14 protein-coding genes and 8 tRNA genes are annotated in these 16,006 nt (G+C 66.9%); 18 read left to right on the plus strand and 4 right to left on the minus strand.

All coding sequences use genetic code 11. The annotated features are described in order from the left end of the window. Positions 1-106: 106 nt before the first annotated feature. A complete protein-coding gene (locus L1Z78_RS09510) occupies positions 107-1,006 on the plus strand; it encodes a LysR family transcriptional regulator (protein ID WP_234641267.1) in 900 nt (299 codons plus the stop codon). Between the two features lie 75 nt (positions 1,007-1,081). Here L1Z78_RS09510 and argG read toward each other — a convergent pair whose 3' ends face one another. From argG to L1Z78_RS09530, 4 genes are all read right to left on the minus strand, one after another. Continuing rightward, positions 1,082-2,416, minus strand: a complete 1,335-nt coding sequence (gene argG / locus L1Z78_RS09515) for an argininosuccinate synthase (RefSeq protein WP_234641268.1) — start codon at positions 2,414-2,416, stop codon at positions 1,082-1,084. A gap of 110 nt (positions 2,417-2,526) precedes the next feature. Continuing rightward, on the minus strand, positions 2,527-2,844 hold the full coding sequence (locus L1Z78_RS09520; protein WP_234641269.1) for a pyrimidine/purine nucleoside phosphorylase: 318 nt from the start codon (positions 2,842-2,844) through the stop codon (positions 2,527-2,529). 127 nt (positions 2,845-2,971) lie between these two features. Further along, on the minus strand, positions 2,972-3,712 hold the full coding sequence (locus L1Z78_RS09525) for a glycine zipper 2TM domain-containing protein (RefSeq protein ID WP_234641270.1): 741 nt from the start codon (positions 3,710-3,712) through the stop codon (positions 2,972-2,974). 127 nt (positions 3,713-3,839) lie between these two features. Continuing rightward, positions 3,840-4,217, minus strand: a complete 378-nt coding sequence (locus tag L1Z78_RS09530; protein WP_234641271.1) for an ArsC family reductase — start codon at positions 4,215-4,217, stop codon at positions 3,840-3,842. 78 nt (positions 4,218-4,295) lie between these two features. On the opposite strand from L1Z78_RS09530, the gene folC reads away from it, so the two are divergent. The 17 genes from folC (at position 4,296) to L1Z78_RS09615 (ending at position 16,002) form a co-directional block, all read left to right on the plus strand. Beyond that, positions 4,296-5,618, plus strand: a complete 1,323-nt coding sequence (folC, locus tag L1Z78_RS09535; protein ID WP_234641272.1) for a bifunctional tetrahydrofolate synthase/dihydrofolate synthase — start codon at positions 4,296-4,298, stop codon at positions 5,616-5,618. Between the two features lie 71 nt (positions 5,619-5,689). Next, positions 5,690-6,604: an SPOR domain-containing protein gene (locus tag L1Z78_RS09540; RefSeq protein WP_234641273.1), complete on the plus strand. Its 915-nt coding sequence runs from the start codon at positions 5,690-5,692 to the stop codon at positions 6,602-6,604. Positions 6,605-6,652: 48 nt separating this feature from the next. Continuing rightward, positions 6,653-7,144 carry a CvpA family protein gene (locus tag L1Z78_RS09545; protein WP_234641274.1) on the plus strand — a complete coding sequence of 164 codons (492 nt, stop codon included), beginning with the start codon at positions 6,653-6,655 and terminating at the stop codon, positions 7,142-7,144. Between the two features lie 132 nt (positions 7,145-7,276). After that, a complete protein-coding gene (gene purF / locus L1Z78_RS09550) occupies positions 7,277-8,785 on the plus strand; it encodes an amidophosphoribosyltransferase (protein ID WP_234641275.1) in 1,509 nt (502 codons plus the stop codon). Positions 8,786-8,958: 173 nt separating this feature from the next. After that, positions 8,959-10,173 (plus strand): O-succinylhomoserine sulfhydrylase, encoded by a 1,215-nt coding sequence (locus L1Z78_RS09555; RefSeq protein WP_234641276.1) that lies wholly within the window; start codon positions 8,959-8,961, stop codon positions 10,171-10,173. Continuing rightward, positions 10,170-11,576: a glutamate--tRNA ligase gene (gene gltX / locus L1Z78_RS09560; protein WP_234641277.1), complete on the plus strand. Its 1,407-nt coding sequence runs from the start codon at positions 10,170-10,172 to the stop codon at positions 11,574-11,576. Before L1Z78_RS09555 ends, gltX begins: the two co-directional genes overlap by 4 nt. Positions 11,577-11,646: 70 nt before the next feature. Beyond that, a tRNA-Ala gene (locus tag L1Z78_RS09565) sits at positions 11,647-11,722 on the plus strand. 36 nt (positions 11,723-11,758) lie between these two features. Beyond that, positions 11,759-11,834 (plus strand) — tRNA-Glu (locus L1Z78_RS09570). A 44-nt stretch (positions 11,835-11,878) separates the two neighbouring features. Beyond that, positions 11,879-11,955, plus strand: a tRNA-Asp gene (locus tag L1Z78_RS09575). A gap of 72 nt (positions 11,956-12,027) precedes the next feature. Continuing rightward, positions 12,028-12,103 (plus strand) — tRNA-Glu (locus L1Z78_RS09580). 44 nt (positions 12,104-12,147) lie between these two features. After that, positions 12,148-12,224, plus strand: a tRNA-Asp gene (locus L1Z78_RS09585). A gap of 13 nt (positions 12,225-12,237) precedes the next feature. After that, positions 12,238-12,313, plus strand: a tRNA-Ala gene (locus L1Z78_RS09590). A gap of 25 nt (positions 12,314-12,338) precedes the next feature. Next, positions 12,339-12,414: transfer RNA gene (locus L1Z78_RS09595), tRNA-Glu, on the plus strand. A 44-nt stretch (positions 12,415-12,458) separates the two neighbouring features. Beyond that, positions 12,459-12,535 (plus strand) — tRNA-Asp (locus tag L1Z78_RS09600). Positions 12,536-12,779: 244 nt separating this feature from the next. Continuing rightward, positions 12,780-13,175: a hypothetical protein gene (locus L1Z78_RS09605; RefSeq protein WP_234641278.1), complete on the plus strand. Its 396-nt coding sequence runs from the start codon at positions 12,780-12,782 to the stop codon at positions 13,173-13,175. Positions 13,176-13,390: 215 nt separating this feature from the next. Continuing rightward, positions 13,391-14,743 (plus strand): TolC family protein, encoded by a 1,353-nt coding sequence (locus L1Z78_RS09610; protein WP_234641279.1) that lies wholly within the window; start codon positions 13,391-13,393, stop codon positions 14,741-14,743. A 41-nt stretch (positions 14,744-14,784) separates the two neighbouring features. Next, the gene (locus L1Z78_RS09615) at positions 14,785-16,002 is read left to right on the plus strand and encodes an efflux RND transporter periplasmic adaptor subunit (RefSeq protein ID WP_234641280.1); all 1,218 of its coding nucleotides are present in this window, start codon (positions 14,785-14,787) and stop codon (positions 16,000-16,002) included. Positions 16,003-16,006 lie beyond the last annotated feature (4 nt).

Consider the following 16,006-nt stretch of genomic DNA (forward strand, 5'->3'; position numbering starts at 1 on the left):
AAGAAGGTGGCGGCGCCGTGCCGCCATGTCCCGTACTTTAGTTTTTGAAATCGAGCAGATAAACCGCAGAATATGCGCTTGTTTGTTGCATGAATCGAGCAGATCAATGGACCGACTCTTTGCGATGCAGGTGTTTGCCACGGTGGCCGAGTGCGGCAGCTTCACGGCGGCGGCCGAGCGCCTGGATCTGTCGCGGGCCATGGCCACGCGCCATGTCGAATCGCTGGAGCAGTGGCTGGGTGCACGCCTGTTGCACCGCACCACGCGCCGTGTTTCCCTGACGGACGCCGGTGCGCAATGCCTGCGCTACAGCCAGCAGATGCTGGCCCTGGCCGACGAGGTGCAAGGCGAGATGCGCCCCGGCGGCAACCAGCTGCGCGGCCTGCTGCGCGTGACCTGCAGCATGTCCTTCGGCCATGCGCAGATGGCACCGGCCATCGCGCAGTTCATGCGGCTGCACCCCCACCTGAAGATCGACCTGCTGGTGGATGACGGGGCGCTGGACCTGGTGGAGCAGCGCATCGACCTGGCCATCCGCATCAGTGCCGACCCTGGCGCCGCGCTGATCGGCCGAGCGCTGGCCGTGTGCGAATCCGTGCTGGTGGCCTCGCCTGCCTACCTGGACGGCGCGGGGCGCCCCACGGCGCCGGCCCAGTTGCAGGCGCACCGCTGCCTGGGCCACATGCGCGTGGGCCGCAATGTCTGGCACCTGACAAGGCTCGAGGATGAAAGCGATGAGCAGCGGATCGCCGTCACGACCTGGTTCAACGCCAACGAGGCCACGGTGCTGGCCGCCGCGGCCGTGGAGGGCGCGGGCATCGCCATGCAGCCCACCTACCTGGTGCAGCCGCTGCTGGCGTCGGGGGCCCTGGAGCAGGTGCTGCCGGCCTGGCGTCCGCAGCCGCTGGATGTGTATGCGCTGTACAGTTCGCGCCGCCACCTGCCCGAGGCCGTTCGCGCGCTGCTGGACTTCCTTGCGCAGCGCTTCGAGGGCGCGCGCTGGTAGGCAAAGCGTGGTACAGGCATAAAAAAGCCGCCTTGCGGCGGCTTGCGGCCTGAGCGGCGCAGCCGCTCGAGGGTGTCAGTCCTTCTTGCCCAGCTGGGGCAGGGCGCCGCTGGTGCCCAGCAACAGCAGGCCGGCCTTGGAATAGATGGCCAGCTTGTCGCGCGTGTCCATCAGGTCCAGGTTGCGCATGGTCAGCTGGCCGATGCGGTCGGCGGGGCTGAAAGGCGCGTCCTCGACCTTTTCCATCGACAGGCGCTCGGGCGCGTAGGTCAGGTTGGGCGATTCGGTGTTGAGGATGGAGTAGTCGTTGCCGCGGCGCAGCTCCAGCGTCACGGTGCCGGTCACGGCGCGGGCGACCCAGCGCTGGGCGGCTTCGCGCAGCATGATGGCCTGGGGGTCGAACCAGCGGCCCTGGTACAGCAGGCGGCCCAGCTTCATGCCGTTCATGCGGTACTGCTCGATGGTGTCCTCGTTGTGGATGCCGGTCACCAGGCGCTCGTAGGCGATGTGCAGCAGGGCCATGCCGGGGGCTTCGTAGATGCCGCGGCTCTTGGCCTCGATGATGCGGTTCTCGATCTGGTCGCTCATGCCCAGGCCGTGGCGGCCACCGATGCGGTTGGCTTCCAGGAACAGCTCCACGGGGTCGGCGATCTCCTTGCCATTGAGGGCCACGGGACGGCCTTCCTCGAAGGTCACCGAGACTTCCTCGGCCTTGACCTCGACTTCGGGCTTCCAGAACGCCACGCCCATGATGGGGTTGACGATGCGGATGCCGCTGTTGAGGAACTCCAGATCCTTGGCCTCGTGCGTGGCGCCCAGCATGTTGCTGTCGGTCGAGTAGGCCTTCTCGGCGCTCATCTTGTAGCCGAAGCCTTCCTTGGTCATGAAGGCCGACATCTCGGCGCGGCCACCGAGTTCGTCGATGAAGGTCTGGTCCAGCCAGGGCTTGTAGATCTTCAGCGCGGGGTTGGTCAGCAGGCCATAGCGGTAGAAGCGCTCGATGTCGTTGCCCTTGAAGGTCGAGCCGTCGCCCCAGATGTGGACATCGTCTTCCTTCATGGCGGCCACCAGCATGGTGCCGGTCACGGCGCGGCCCAGCGGCGTGGTGTTGAAGTAGGTGATGCCGCCCGTGGAGACGTGGAAGGCGCCGGCCTGGATGGCGGCGATGCCTTCGCCGGCCAGCTGCGTGCGGCAGTCGATCAGGCGGGCCTTCTCTGCGCCGTACTCCATGGCCTTGCGGGGGATCTCATCGTAGTCGGCCTCGTCGGGCTGGCCCAGGTTGGCGGTGTAGGCGTAGGGCAGGGCGCCCTTGTTCTTCATCCAGCGCAGGGCGGCGCTGGTGTCCAGGCCGCCCGAGAAGGCGATGCCGACCTTCTGGCCGACGGGAACGTTTTGCAGGATGGTTTCCATACGATGTATCTCTTAAGAACGATGGCTGCGGGCGCGCTGGGCGCGGCTGCCGGAAAACTGGGAGGGCGCCGCAGCGCCGTCAGGTCGGATGCGAGGGGCTGCCCGGCCGCTCAGGCGTAGTGGCAGATGTAGTGGTAGGACTCGGTCACGCGGATGTCGAACTTGGAGTTCGCAGGCACCTGGAAGGACTCGCCGGCCTTGGAGGTCAGCCACTGGTCCGTGCCGTCGAGCTTGTATTCGCACGAGCCGGCCACGCATTCCATGATCTCGGCGGCGGCCGTGCCGAACGTCAGCTGGCTGGGCAGCACCACGCCTGCCGACTTCTTCGTGCCATCGGCCAGCGTGAAGCCGTGGCTGATGCATTTGCCGTCGAAATAGACATTGGCCTTGGTGGTCAGGGTGACGCCGGAGATGGTTTCGGTGGTCATGGAGGCTGGGCTGAGGTTGGACTAAACCATCCATTTTAGGGCAGCACCCGGCCGATGCCCGTACGTGCTGGCCGCCGCCATGCAAAAAGCCCCTTGGCGGGGCTTTTCGGGCAGGCACATGGCTGGCTCAACGGCGCCAGCCGTGACGGTAGTGGCCGCCGCGCCAGCCGTGATAGCTGGGGCGCGAGGCGTAGTAGACGCCAGCGGCCAGAGCCGCCCCAATGACCACGGGAGCCACATAGTCGGCCCCCGAGTACACCGGCTGGGGCGGGGGAGCGTAGTAGCCGCCGCCATCGTAATAGTTGTTCTGGTAGACCACGGGCGGCGCCACGGGCGTGGTCGCGTAGGCGGCCTGCGGCGGCTGGGTACTGCTGTAGTAGCCGTTGCTGCCGTAGGCGCCGCTGTTGGCCGCAGGCTGCACGCTCAGCGCGATCCAGTCGCCGGGAGGCGTGGCGGTTCGCGTGGTGTAGTTGCGGCCCGCATACTCATAGACCACGTCGTAGGCCACGGCGCGGTTCTGGTAGAAGGTCTGCGTCGTGCAGTTGCGCACGGTCTGGTACTGGGGTTGACCGGAGGCTTCGGCCGAGTTGCCCAGCATGGCGCCGCCGATCACGCCGGCCGCCGTGGCTGCCGCGCGGCCACCGCCATGGCCGATGGCGTTGCCAACCACGCCACCCGCCAGTGCGCCCAGCACGGCGCCCGCGCCCGAGGTGCGCTGGCCGGTGTAGACGTTCTCATCGCGGCAGACCTGCTGGGGCACGGCCACCTGCTGGGTCACCGGGGTCACGGACAGCACCCGGCCTTGCTCCTGGGCCAGGGCCACGGTGGCAGTGGTGGCCGCCAGCGTCAAAAGAACCAGGGATTTCATGATTGCACTCCTGTTGCTCGCGCAGTACTTCCTGCCGAGCCTGGTGCCAGTGTATTCCTCGGCCGGGAAAAGCACTTTGCGGCGGCGTAAATCCGCGTAAGAAGCTGTTCCATGGCAGCCCGGGGTGTCAGTGCTTGCACGCCTGCGCGTACTCGGCCCAGGCGTCGGCGGAAAAGCCCACGGTGATGCGGCCGTGGGGCCATTCCACGACGGGGCGCTTGATCACGCTGGACTGCTGCTGCATCAACGTGGCGGCGCCTGTCGCGTCCTGGGCGCCGGCCTGGGTGTCGGCGTCGAGCTTGCGCCAGGTCGTGCCCTGGCGGTTGAGCAGCTTTTCCCAGCCGACGGCCTGCATCCAGGCGGGCAGCCTCTCGGCCGGCACGCCCTGCTTCTTGAAATCATGGAATTCGTGTGCGATGCCCCGGCCGGTGAGCCAGGCACGGGCTTTCTTGACCGTGTCGCAGTTGGGAATGCCGTAGACGATGGGGATGGCGGCAATTGTCATAAATGCTTGCAGTTGAGGGGGTGGGGGATGGCGGCGGGACCGCAAGGGCACTGGCCCTGGGTAACAATAGCGCGCAGTATGCACACCTCATTTCCCACATTGGATGCATGGCTCGCGTATTGCGAGCGCCTGCACCCCAAGAACATTGCCCTGGGCCTGGATCGCGTGCGTGAAGTCGCCCAGCGCCTGGATCTGCGTTTCGAATGCCCTGTGATCACGGTGGCGGGCACCAATGGCAAGGGATCGACCTGCGCCATGCTGGAGGCCGTGGCCCTGCAGTCGGGTTTCCGACCCGGTGTCTACACCTCGCCCCACCTGGTGCATTTCGAGGAGCGCTGCCGCGTGGGCGGCGAGATCGTGAAGGCGGCCGAGCTGCTACCGCATTTCGAGGCCGTGGAGCAGGCGCGCGTACAGGGTTCGGAGGTGGCGCTCACCTATTTCGAGTTCACCACGCTGGCCATCCTGCGGCTGATGAGCCAGTCCAGGCTGGATGTGGCCATTCTGGAGGTCGGCCTGGGCGGCCGGCTCGATGCGACCAATGTGATCGACACCGACTGCGCGGTCATCACCAGCATCGACATCGACCATGTGGAATTCCTGGGCCCGGACCGCGAGAGCATCGGCCGCGAGAAAGCCGGCATCATGCGCGCCGGCCGGCCCGTGGTGGTCAGCGATCCCATGCCGCCGCAAAGCGTGCTGGACCATGCCCGAGCCATCGGCGCCGACCTCTGGCGCTTCGGGCAGGATTTCAACTTCTCGGGCGACAAGCAGCAGTGGGGCTGGGCCGGGCGCGGGCGCCGCTACGCCGGGCTGGCCTATCCCGCGCTGCGCGGTGCCAACCAGCTGGTCAATGCCTCGGGCGCGCTGGCGGCGCTGGAGGCCATCCGCGACCGCCTGCCGGTCACGGCCCAGGCCGTGCGCACGGGGCTGGCCATGGTCGAGCTGCCGGGGCGCTTCCAGATCATCCCGGGCCAGCCCACGCTGGTGCTGGACGTTGCGCACAACCCGCATTCGGTGGCCGCGCTGACGGCCAACCTCGACGCCATGGGCTATTTCCCGTGTACGCACGCGGTCTTCGGCGCCATGCACGACAAGGACCTGGAGCCCATGCTTGCCCGCATCGCCCCCTTGATCGACCGCTGGTACCTGACCGAGCTGCCGACACCGCGCGCCGAGACTGCCGAGGTGCTGCGCGGGAAGATCGAAGCCCTGCCACCCGCACCGGGCGTGCCCCGCCAGATCGCCATCGACAGCTTCGCAAGCCCTCAGCTGGCGCTGGATGCGGCCGTCAAGGCGGCAGGTCCCACTGATAGAATCGTGGTCTTTGGCTCGTTCTTCACGGTGGGCGGTGTGCTGCAGGACGGCCCGCCCCGGCTGAACGCCAAGCATCTGGGCACCTGAATCCAGTGATCCGCACCGCGGGCGGCCATCGTGGCTGCCTGGGGTGACCGATCAGAACGAGTCCGCATTCCATGGCACTTTTCAATTTTCGTTGGCCCGGCAAAAAAGACGACGGCGATTCGTCGTCCGGATCAAGGCGGCCCACGCGACTGGGACAGGCGGAAAGCGTCGATGTCATGCGCCGCCGCGCGCGCCATCGCCTGATCGGCGCGGCCGTGCTGGTCCTGGCGGGTGTGGTGGGCTTTCCCCTGCTGTTCGACACCCAGCCGCGTCCCATCCCCGTGGACATTCCTATCGAGATCCCCGACCGCGACAAGGTCGCTCCCCTGGTCGTGCCCGGCGCCAATGCCGTGGATGCCCACTCCCATCAGGGCGGGACGGGGCCGGGAGGCCGTGTGCCGGCCCAGGCTTCGCTGGGTGCCGATGAGGAAGAGGTGCCCGTGGCCCGGCCTTCCGTGCCCGTGGTCCCGCCCGTGTCCTCGGCCACCCAGGCCAGGCCTGAAGCCCGGCCCGAGCCGAAACCGGATCCCAAGCCTGCCGTCAAGCCCGAGCCCAAACCCGAGCCCAAGCCGGAACCCCGGCCCAAGCCTGAGCCGGCCAAGCCCGAGCACAAGCCGGAACCCAAGCCCGAGCCGAAACCCGAGCCCAAGCCAAAGCCCGAACCCAAGCCCGAACCGTCCAGGAGCGACGAGGCGGCCCGTGCCCGGGCCCTGCTGGAGGGGCGCAGCGCGCCTGCGGCATCGGCAGCGGCGGCGGACGAGCGCTTCATCGTGCAGGTCGGCGCCTTCGCCGAGGCCAGCAAGGCCCAGGAGATCCGCGCCAAGCTGGAACTGGCGGGCCTCAAGACATTCACGCAGGTGGTGGATACCAAGGACGGCAAGCGCACGCGGGTGCGCGTCGGTCCCTTCAACAACCGGGCCGATGCCGACAAGGCGGCGGCGCGTGTGAAGGGCCAGGGCCTGCCGGCATCGGTGCTCAAGCTCTGAGCGGTGGCGCAGATCTTGCAAAGCGGCATGGGCACACAGACATAGCGTATGTCCACGGTGGACTGGATCTTGCTGGCCGGCGTGCTGGCCTCGATGCTGCTGGGCGCCTGGCGCGGACTGGTGTATGAGGTCCTGTCGCTGGTGGGTTGGCTGGTGGCCTTCGCCGTGGCTCGCATCTGGGCGGCCGACGTGGCGCTGTGGCTGCCCATGCAGGACTGGGACATGCAGTTGCGCTATGCCGCGGGCTTCGTGCTGCTGTTCATCGCGGCGTTGTTCGCCTGGGGCCTGGTGTCCTGGCTGTCGCGCCGGCTGATCGAGGCGGTGGGCCTGAGGCCCGTGGACCGGTCGCTGGGCGCGCTGTTCGGGGTGCTGCGCGGTGCGCTGCTGGCCCTGCTGGCGACGATGGTGATCAGCTACACCCCGCTGCACCAGGGGCAGTGGTGGCAGGATTCGGCCTTGGCGCCGTGGCTGACGCAGGTGCTGGCCAGGGTGCTGCCCCAGTTGCCGCAGGAGTGGGGACGCTATCTGCCGGCCGCATGACAAGGCGCTGCAGCGCAGGAGTCGGCTGGCTGAAACAGTTTGGAAAGAGAATCGGGCGCAGGCGTGGCCAATGGGTGGCTGCTACGGCCCAGTCAGCGAAGGGCGACCTTCGCAAACGGATGGAACGCAACTATGTGTGGAATCGTTGGTGTGGTCAGCACCGCACCCGTGAATCAACTGATCTATGACGCCCTGTTGCTGCTGCAGCACCGTGGCCAGGATGCCGCCGGCATCGTGACCCAGCAGGAGCGCAAGTTCTTCATGCACAAGGCCAAGGGCATGGTCCGCGACGTGTTCCGCACCCGCAACATGCGCGCGCTGCCGGGCACGGTGGGCCTGGGCCAGGTGCGCTACCCGACGGCCGGCAACGCGACCAGCGAGGAAGAGGCCCAGCCCTTCTACGTGAACGCGCCCTTCGGCATCGTCATGGTGCACAACGGCAACCTGACCAACGCCAAGCAGCTGCGCCAGGAGCTGTCCGACACGGACCACCGCCATACCAACACAGAGAGCGACTCCGAAGTGCTGCTCAACGTGCTGGCCCACGAGCTGGCGCGCGCCAGCAGCGGCGCCCCGCTCAAGAGCGAGGACGTGTTCAAGGCCGTCAGCGCCGTGCACAGGCGTATCAAGGGCTCCTACGCCGTGATCGCCCTCATCGCGGGCTACGGCCTGCTGGCCTTCCGTGATCCCTTCGGCATCCGTCCCCTGTGCATGGGCCGGGGTGCCGATGGCACCGTGATGCTGGCCAGCGAGTCCGTGGCGCTGGAAGGCACGCTGCACCAGCTCGAGCGCGACATCGCTCCGGGCGAGGCCGTGTTCATCCACAACGACGGCCAGGTCGAGACCCGCCAGTGCGCCGACAGGAGCGAGCTGCACCCCTGCGTGTTCGAGTACGTGTACCTGGCGCGCCCCGATTCGGTGATGGACGGCATCTCGGTCTACCAGGCCCGCCTGAACATGGGCGAGACACTGGCCAAGCGCGTGGTCTCCACCGTGCCGCCGAGCGAGATCGATGCCATCATCCCCATCCCGGAATCCAGCCGTCCCAGCGCCATGCAGCTGGCCCAGCTGCTGGGCATTCCCTACCGCGAAGGCTTCGTCAAGAACCGCTACGTGGGCCGTACCTTCATCATGCCGGGCCAGGCCTCGCGCAAGAAGTCCGTGCGCCAGAAGCTCAATGCCATCGGCAGCGAGTTCAAGGGACGCAAGGTGCTGCTGGTCGATGACTCCATCGTGCGCGGAACCACCTCCAAGGAAATCGTGCAGATGGCGCGCGACGCCGGTGCCGTCAAGGTCTACCTGGCTTCGGCCGCGCCGCCGGTGCGCCATCCCAACGTTTATGGCATCGACATGCCCACGCGTGCCGAACTGGTGGCCCATGGCCGCTCTGTCGAGGAAATCCGCCAGGTCATCGGCGCCGATGCGCTGATCTACCAGGACGTGGCCGCCATGAAGCAGGCCGTGGGCAAGATCAATCCGCAGGTGCAGGGCTTCGAGGCCTCGTGCTTCGACGGCGTCTACATCACGGGCGACATCTCCGAGGACGAGGTGACCGCGCTCAACGAGGGCCGCAACCGTGGCGGCGAGGAAGAGGCCGGCGACGCCTCCCGCCTGTCCCTGCCCAATGCCCAGGAAGCCTGAGCGGGCGGGCATTCAGTGACAATACCGGGCGGGCCTGTGGCCCGCCTTTTTTGACAGATGAGCTAAAAGCGCTGGTGCTGGGGGGCCATGCCGCCAGGTGCAAGCGCTTCTAGCTCCTTTTTTCCGGGTGCCGCCAGCACGGTGGCCCGTGCCCGATCCCTAGGACCATCAACGTGACGAACAAGACACTTCCCGAAGGCCTGCATCCCGATACGCTGGCCCTGCGCGTGGCCGTGGAAAGAAGCCAGTGGGGCGAGCACAGCGAAGCCCTGTACATGACCAGCAGCTTCGTGCAGCCCGACTGTGCCACGGCAGCGCGCCGCTTTGCCAACGAAGAGTTCGGCTACACCTACAGCCGGACCTCCAATCCCACGGTGACCAGCTTCGAGCAGCGCCTGGCGGCCATGGAAGGCACGGAATGCGCCGTGGCCACGTCCACCGGCATGTCGGCCATCCTGCTGGTGGCGCTGACCACGCTCAAGGCGGGTGACCATGTGATCTGCTCGCAGTCCATGTTCGGCTCGACCATCAAACTGCTGGGCGGCGAGATGTCGCGCTTCGGCATCGAGACCAGCTTCGTCTCGCAGACCGATGTGCGGGCCTGGAAGGCCGCCATCCGCCCCAACACCCGGCTGTTGTTCGCCGAGACGCCGACCAATCCGCTGACCGACCTGTGCGACATCGCCGCGCTGGCCGAGCTGGCCCACGCCCATGGCGCGCTGCTGGCGGTGGACAACAGCTTCGCGTCGCCCGTGCTGCAGCAGCCCGCCAGATTCGGTGCCGACCTGGTCGTGCATTCGGGCACCAAGCTGCTGGACGGCCAGGGTCGCGTCATGGCGGGCGCCGTCTGCGGAACGACGGCGCTGGTGGACAAGGTCATGGGCACCTTCCTGCGCAGCGGTGGCCTGAACCTGGCGCCGTTCAACGCCTGGGTGGTGCTCAAGGGGCTTGAGACGCTGTCGCTGCGCGTCAAGGCTCAAAGCGCCGCCGCGCTGGAGCTGGCCACCTGGCTGCAGGCGCATCCCAAGGTCGCGCGCGTCTACTACCCGGGCCTTGCCAGCCACCCGCAGCACGAACTGGCCATGCGTCAGCAAAACGGCATGGGCGGCGGCGTGCTGTCCTTCGATGTGGTGGGCGAGGGCGCCGGGCAACTGCGCGCCAATGCCTTCCATGTGGCTGACAGCACCCTGGTGTGCTCGATCACGGCCAACCTGGGCGACGTCAAGACCACCATCACCCACCCGGCCAGCACCTCGCATGGCCGCCTGAGCGAGGAGCAGCGCCAGGCCGCCGGCATCGGCCAGGGCCTGCTGCGCGTCTCCGTCGGACTCGAACACCTGGGCGACATCAAGAACGATCTCTCCCGCGGACTGGACACCCTGCAATGACCCAAAAAGTACGTACCCGTTTCGCCCCGTCCCCGACGGGCTTCATCCACCTGGGCAACATCCGCTCGGCCCTGTATCCCTGGGCCTTCGCGCGCGCCACGGGCGGCGACTTCATCCTGCGCATCGAGGACACCGACGTGGAGCGCTCCACCCAGGCCTCGGTGGATGTGATCCTCGAAGGCATGGCCTGGCTGCAGCTGGACCATGACGAGGGCCCGTTCTACCAGATGCAGCGCATGGACCGCTACAAGCAGGTGCTGGCCGGCCTTCAGGCCTCGGGCCATGTCTATCCCTGCTACATGAGCGTGGAGGAGCTCGACGCCCTGCGCGAGCGCCAGATGGCCAACAAGGAAAAGCCGCGCTACGACGGTACCTGGCGCCCTGAAGAAGGCAAGGTGCTGCCGCCCGTGCCCGAAGGCGTGCAACCCGTGCTGCGCTTCAAGACGCCCAAGGACGGCGTCGTGGCCTGGGAGGACAAGTGCAAGGGCCGCATCGAGTTCCAGAACAGCGAGCTGGATGACCTGGTGATCGCGCGCCCCGATGGCACGCCCACCTACAACTTCTGCGTCTGCGTGGACGACATGGACATGGGCATCACCCATGTGATCCGTGGCGATGACCACGTCAACAATACGCCGCGCCAGATCCACATCTTCGAGGCCCTGGGCGCCAGCGTGCCGGTGTTCGCTCACCTGCCCACCGTGCTCAACGAGCAGGGCGAGAAGATGAGCAAGCGCAATGGCGCCAAGGCTGTCACCCAGTACCGTGACGAGGGCTACCTGCCCGACGCCATGGTCAACTATCTGGCGCGCCTGGGCTGGAGCCACGGTGACGATGAAATCTTCAGCCGCGCCCAGTTCCTGGAGTGGTTCAACCTCGACCACCTGGGTCGCAGTGCTGGCCAGTTCGACGAGGCCAAGCTGCGCTGGGTCAACGCCCAGCACCTGAAGGCGCTGGACGACGCGGCCCTGGCGGCCCTGGTGCGCCCCTTCGTGCTCCAGGCCGGCGTGGACGCGGCCCTGCTCGATGCCGACGACCGCCTGCCGCGCATCTGCGCGCTGTTCAAGGACCGCTGCGAAACCCTGGTCGACCTGGCCGGCTGGGCGCGTCTGTTCTATGTGGACGGATTCGAGCGCAACGCCGAGGACCTGGCCAAGCATGTGACCGAGGCCGTGGCGCCCGCCCTGGACGCCTTCGCCGAAGGCATCGCCTCGGTGGAGTGGAGCAAGGAAGCCATTGCAGCCCTGATCAAGGAAGTGCTCAAGGCCCAGGGCCTGAAGATGCCACAGCTGGCCATGCCCGTGCGCGTGCTGACGCTGGGCACGGCGCACACGCCTTCCGTGGACGCGGTGCTGGAGTTGCTGGGTCGTGAAAAAATTCTGGCCCGTTTGAAAAACCGCTAAAAACCTGTCTATAATTCGAGTCTCTGATGCAAACGCAGCAACTGAAAAGAAGCAGCGATTGCAGCATGAAGGGGGTATAGCTCAGCTGGGAGAGCGCTTGCATGGCATGCAAGAGGTCATCGGTTCGATCCCGTTTACCTCCACCAAAATTGAGACTTGGGTTTTACGCAAGTTCTAGGATTGACCCTATCGTCTAGAGGCCTAGGACATCACCCTTTCACGGTGAGTACCGGGGTTCGAATCCCCGTAGGGTCGCCAAGTTTGCAGCACTTGGCTCGCAAGAGCGCAAAAGCTGTCTGCCAGGAGTGGTAGTTCAGTTGGTTAGAATACCGGCCTGTCACGCCGGGGGTCGCGGGTTCGAGTCCCGTCCACTCCGCCACAATCTGTCGCTTGGTATGTAAGCGCCTTTCCCAGCATGAAGGCGCTTTTTTATCGGCAAAATCCAGGTTTTGACCCTATCGTCTAGAGGCCTAGGACATCACCCTTTCACGGTGAGTACCGGGGTTCGAATCCCCGTAGGGTCGCCAAGTTTGCAGCACTTGGCTCGCAAGAGCGTAAAAGCTGTCTGCCAGGAGTGGTAGTTCAGTTGGTTAGAATACCGGCCTGTCACGCCGGGGGTCGCGGGTTCGAGTCCCGTCCACTCCGCCAGTATCGGATTTTTGGGGGTATAGCTCAGCTGGGAGAGCGCTTGCATGGCATGCAAGAGGTCATCGGTTCGATCCCGTTTACCTCCACCAAAACAAGAACGAAAGTTCTAGGATTGACCCTATCGTCTAGAGGCCTAGGACATCACCCTTTCACGGTGAGTACCGGGGTTCGAATCCCCGTAGGGTCGCCAAGTTTGCAGCACTTGGCTCGCAAGAGCGCAAAAGCTGTCTGCCAGGAGTGGTAGTTCAGTTGGTTAGAATACCGGCCTGTCACGCCGGGGGTCGCGGGTTCGAGTCCCGTCCACTCCGCCAGATTCCTTGCGTGGGCCCGGGTCCATGCAGTAAGAAAAGCCACCGCAAGGTGGCTTTTTTGTTGCTGCCTGCAGCCCGCCTGCCGTACGCCTCCTCGCGGCTCGGCAAGCCCTTGTGCTCGAAATGCGACTTTGGGCACAGGTTTTTTAGGGATAAACCCGGAACTTTGGCTCAACATTCGTAACAATAGATGGTGTCCTGTTCCCGGGGCATCCATTTTGACTGTCCCCGCCTTCTTCGCCCCATGCGCCTTGCGCCTTCGTTCCTGTTTTCCCTGCTGATGCTGCTGTCCATCGTCTGGGGACAGGTGGCGGCTTCGGCATCGCCCGACGGGCTGGAGAACGATGGCCTGCTGGCGCACCATCCCATCGTTGCCATCGATGAGGCATTCCTTGACGAACTCGAGGAAGAGGACGAGACGGAATTTGCCGAGCTGACGGCCCACGGTGGCAATACCCGGCAACTGCTGGCCTTGCCGGCCTGCGGCGAGGATCGCTCCTCGGAAATGTACTGGCCCCCCGAGCCCATCGCCGTCCAGGTGGTGTCGCTGTGGGCGCCGCCCGCGTCATATCCCCAGTCGCACCTGTCGCCCGTACCAGGCCAGTTGCTGCGTCCGCCCAAACCTTCCTTGATCGGCTGACCGCCTGTGCGGCGCAGGCATGCCCTGCGCCCCTTTCGGCTGAATCCCGTACCTGCCTGACGGCTGCTCGCGCCCGCCCCTGCGGCGTGCCTGCCATGCCTTCGCCCGCGTGCTGACCGCGCCCGGCGCGGCCCTGCCTGTTCCTGCGTGTTCCGCCTGGGAAGGCCCATTTCTTACTCAACCCCTCGACTGCCGCTGTGCGGCAGATGCATGCCATGGTGAATCCAACGGTATTGGCGGGAATGGCCCCCGCCCGTTTTCCCTCTTTTTCGCGCAAGGCCCTGCAAGGCGCGATCTGCGGCCTTGCGCTGGGCTGGAGCGCCGGCGCGTCGGCGCAGGCCGCGCCTGCCGAGGCGCCGGCCGGCGCGGCCGTGTCCGCTTTGGTGAATGCGCAGAGCCTGCCCCGGCTGAGCCTGAACGAGGTTGTCCGCGCCGTGCTGGAGCACAACCCCGACCTGCGCGCCGTGGAGCAGTCGCGGACCACGGCGCGTGCAGGTGTGCTGAGTGCATCGGCCCTGCCCAATCCCAGGCTCGAGTGGAACCAGGGCCGCAACAGTGCCCGGGTACCGGGTGCTGCCGCCGGCACGGTGCAGGGGTGGGCCGTGGCCCTGCCCATCGAAAACCCGGCGGTGCGTGGCGCGCGTGTCGAGGCGGCCAAGGCGGGGGAGGAAGGCTCGGTCCATTTCGTGGCCACCACGCGCAACGCGCTGGTGGCCCAGGTACGCCTGCGTGCCTACGAGATGGTGCTGCGCGAGGCCGAGGTCGAGGCCGCGAGGGACGCCGTGCGCCTGCTGGAGCAGGCGCATGAGCGGGTTCGCGTGCGTGTGGACAGTGGCGAGGCGGCGCGCTACGAAATCATCAAGGCCGATGCCGAGATCATCCAGGCACGCCAGCTGGAGCAGACCGCGCGCCTGCGCGCCGAGCAGGCGCAGCTGACGCTGGGTCGCCTGGCCGCCGGCCAGTTGCCCGTGCGCTTTAGCCTCGATGTCTCGCTGGAGGACCCGCTGCGCATCGAGGACATGGGTGAGATCGACCCCATGGCGCATCCCGAATTGCGCCAGCTCAAGGCCGAGGTCGAGCGTGCCCAGGCCCGCCTGGATGGCGCCAAGGCGGCGCGCTGGCCGGGCGTGGAACTGCGCTACGGGCAGACGCGCGAGCCCGACGTGCGGCTCAACACCGTGGGGGTGAGCATCCAGATTCCCTTGCTGGACCAGCAGCGAGGCCCCATCGACGAGGCGGCCTCCGAGCTGGAGCGCGCAAGACTGCAGCTGGAGGGGCGCCAGATCGAGCTGCGCCAGCAGACGCTGCAGGCCTGGAAGGAGCTGGAGATGGCGCGCCTGCGCACCCAGGCGCTGAGCCAGGGCTCGGTGCGCGAGGCCGAATCGGCGCTGCGTGTGGCCGAGGCCGCCTACCGCTTCGGCGAGCGCGGCATCCTGGACGTGCTCGATGCGCAGCGCGTGCTGCGCTCCATCCGCGCCGACCTGCTCGATGCGCGCTACCAGCTGCAGGCCGCGCGCATCCAGCTCGAATACCTCGCGGGCCGCTACGACGACCCGGCCGCGCTGTGAAGCGCGCCCACCCTGCCTCACCTCCGAACTCAGAAACAAACATGTCCTTGACTATGCAATCGAAGAACATTGCCACAGGCGCCCGCAGCAGCACGCTGCTGCACTCGATGGCCCTGGCCGGCCTGCTGGCCGCGACCCTGGCGCTGAGCGCCTGCGGCAAGAACGAGGAAGCTGCCGCGACGGCTGCGCCTGCTTCAGCCACGGCCCAGGAGCAGGATCCGCTGGAGGTGCGAGTCACCGCCGAGATGGCGCCCAACTTCGCGGCCAGTCCCGTGGCCAAGGCGCAGATAGCGCCACTGCAGGAGGTGTCCGGCCGCATCGAGGCCAATGAGCGCCAGGTGGCCCGCATCGGCGCGGCGGTCACGGGCCGCGTGGCTGAGGTGCTGGTCGAGGTGGGCGATCGCGTGCGTCCCGGCCAGGTGCTGGCCCGCGTGGCCAGCCCCGAGCTGACCACGGCCCAGCTCGCCTACCTGCGCGCGCACTCTGCAGCCATGCTGGCCGAGCGCGGCGTGGAACGGGCGCGCCAGCTGATCGCCGCCGACGTCATCGGCTCGGCCGAGCTGCTGCGCCGTGAATCCGAGCTGGCCATCGCGCGTGCCGAGCAGCGTGCGGCCGGCGACCAGTTGCGCCTGATCGGTATTCCCGACAGCGCCATTGCCCAGCTGCGCGACAAAGGCACGTTGCAATCGCATGCGGCCGTGCTGTCCACGGGGGCCGGCGTGGTGATCGAGCGCAAGGTCAGCGCAGGGCAGGTGGCGCAGCCCGGTGATCCGCTGTTCACCGTGGCCGACCTGGCCACCGTCTGGGTGGTGGGCGCCATCCCCGAGCAGATGGCCAGCGGCGTGCGCGCCGGCCAGTCGGTGGAGATCGCGGTACCTGCGCTGGGCGAGCGCACCCTGTCCGGCCAGATCATCCATGTCGGCGACACCGTGACGCCCGAGACGCGCACGGTGACCATCCGCACCCAGGTGGACAACCCCGAGCGTGACCTCAAGCCCCAGATGCTGGCCACCATGCGCATCCAGGGCGAGTCGCGCGAACTGCTGGCCGTGCCCGCCGATGCCGTGGTGCGCGAAAACGACCGCGACCATGTCTTCGTCCGCAAGGGCGAGAACCACTACCGCCTCACGCCCGTGGAACTGGGCGCCGCCAGCGGCGGCATGCGTCCCGTGAACAAGGGCCTGGCCGAGGGCGCGGTCATCGTCACCACCGGTGCCTTCCACCTGAACAACGAGCGCAAGCGCGCCGAGCTGGAGTAAGCCC

The organism is Delftia tsuruhatensis (genome assembly GCF_903815225.1).
Taxonomy (GTDB): Bacteria; Pseudomonadota; Gammaproteobacteria; order Burkholderiales; family Burkholderiaceae_C; genus Comamonas; species Comamonas tsuruhatensis_A.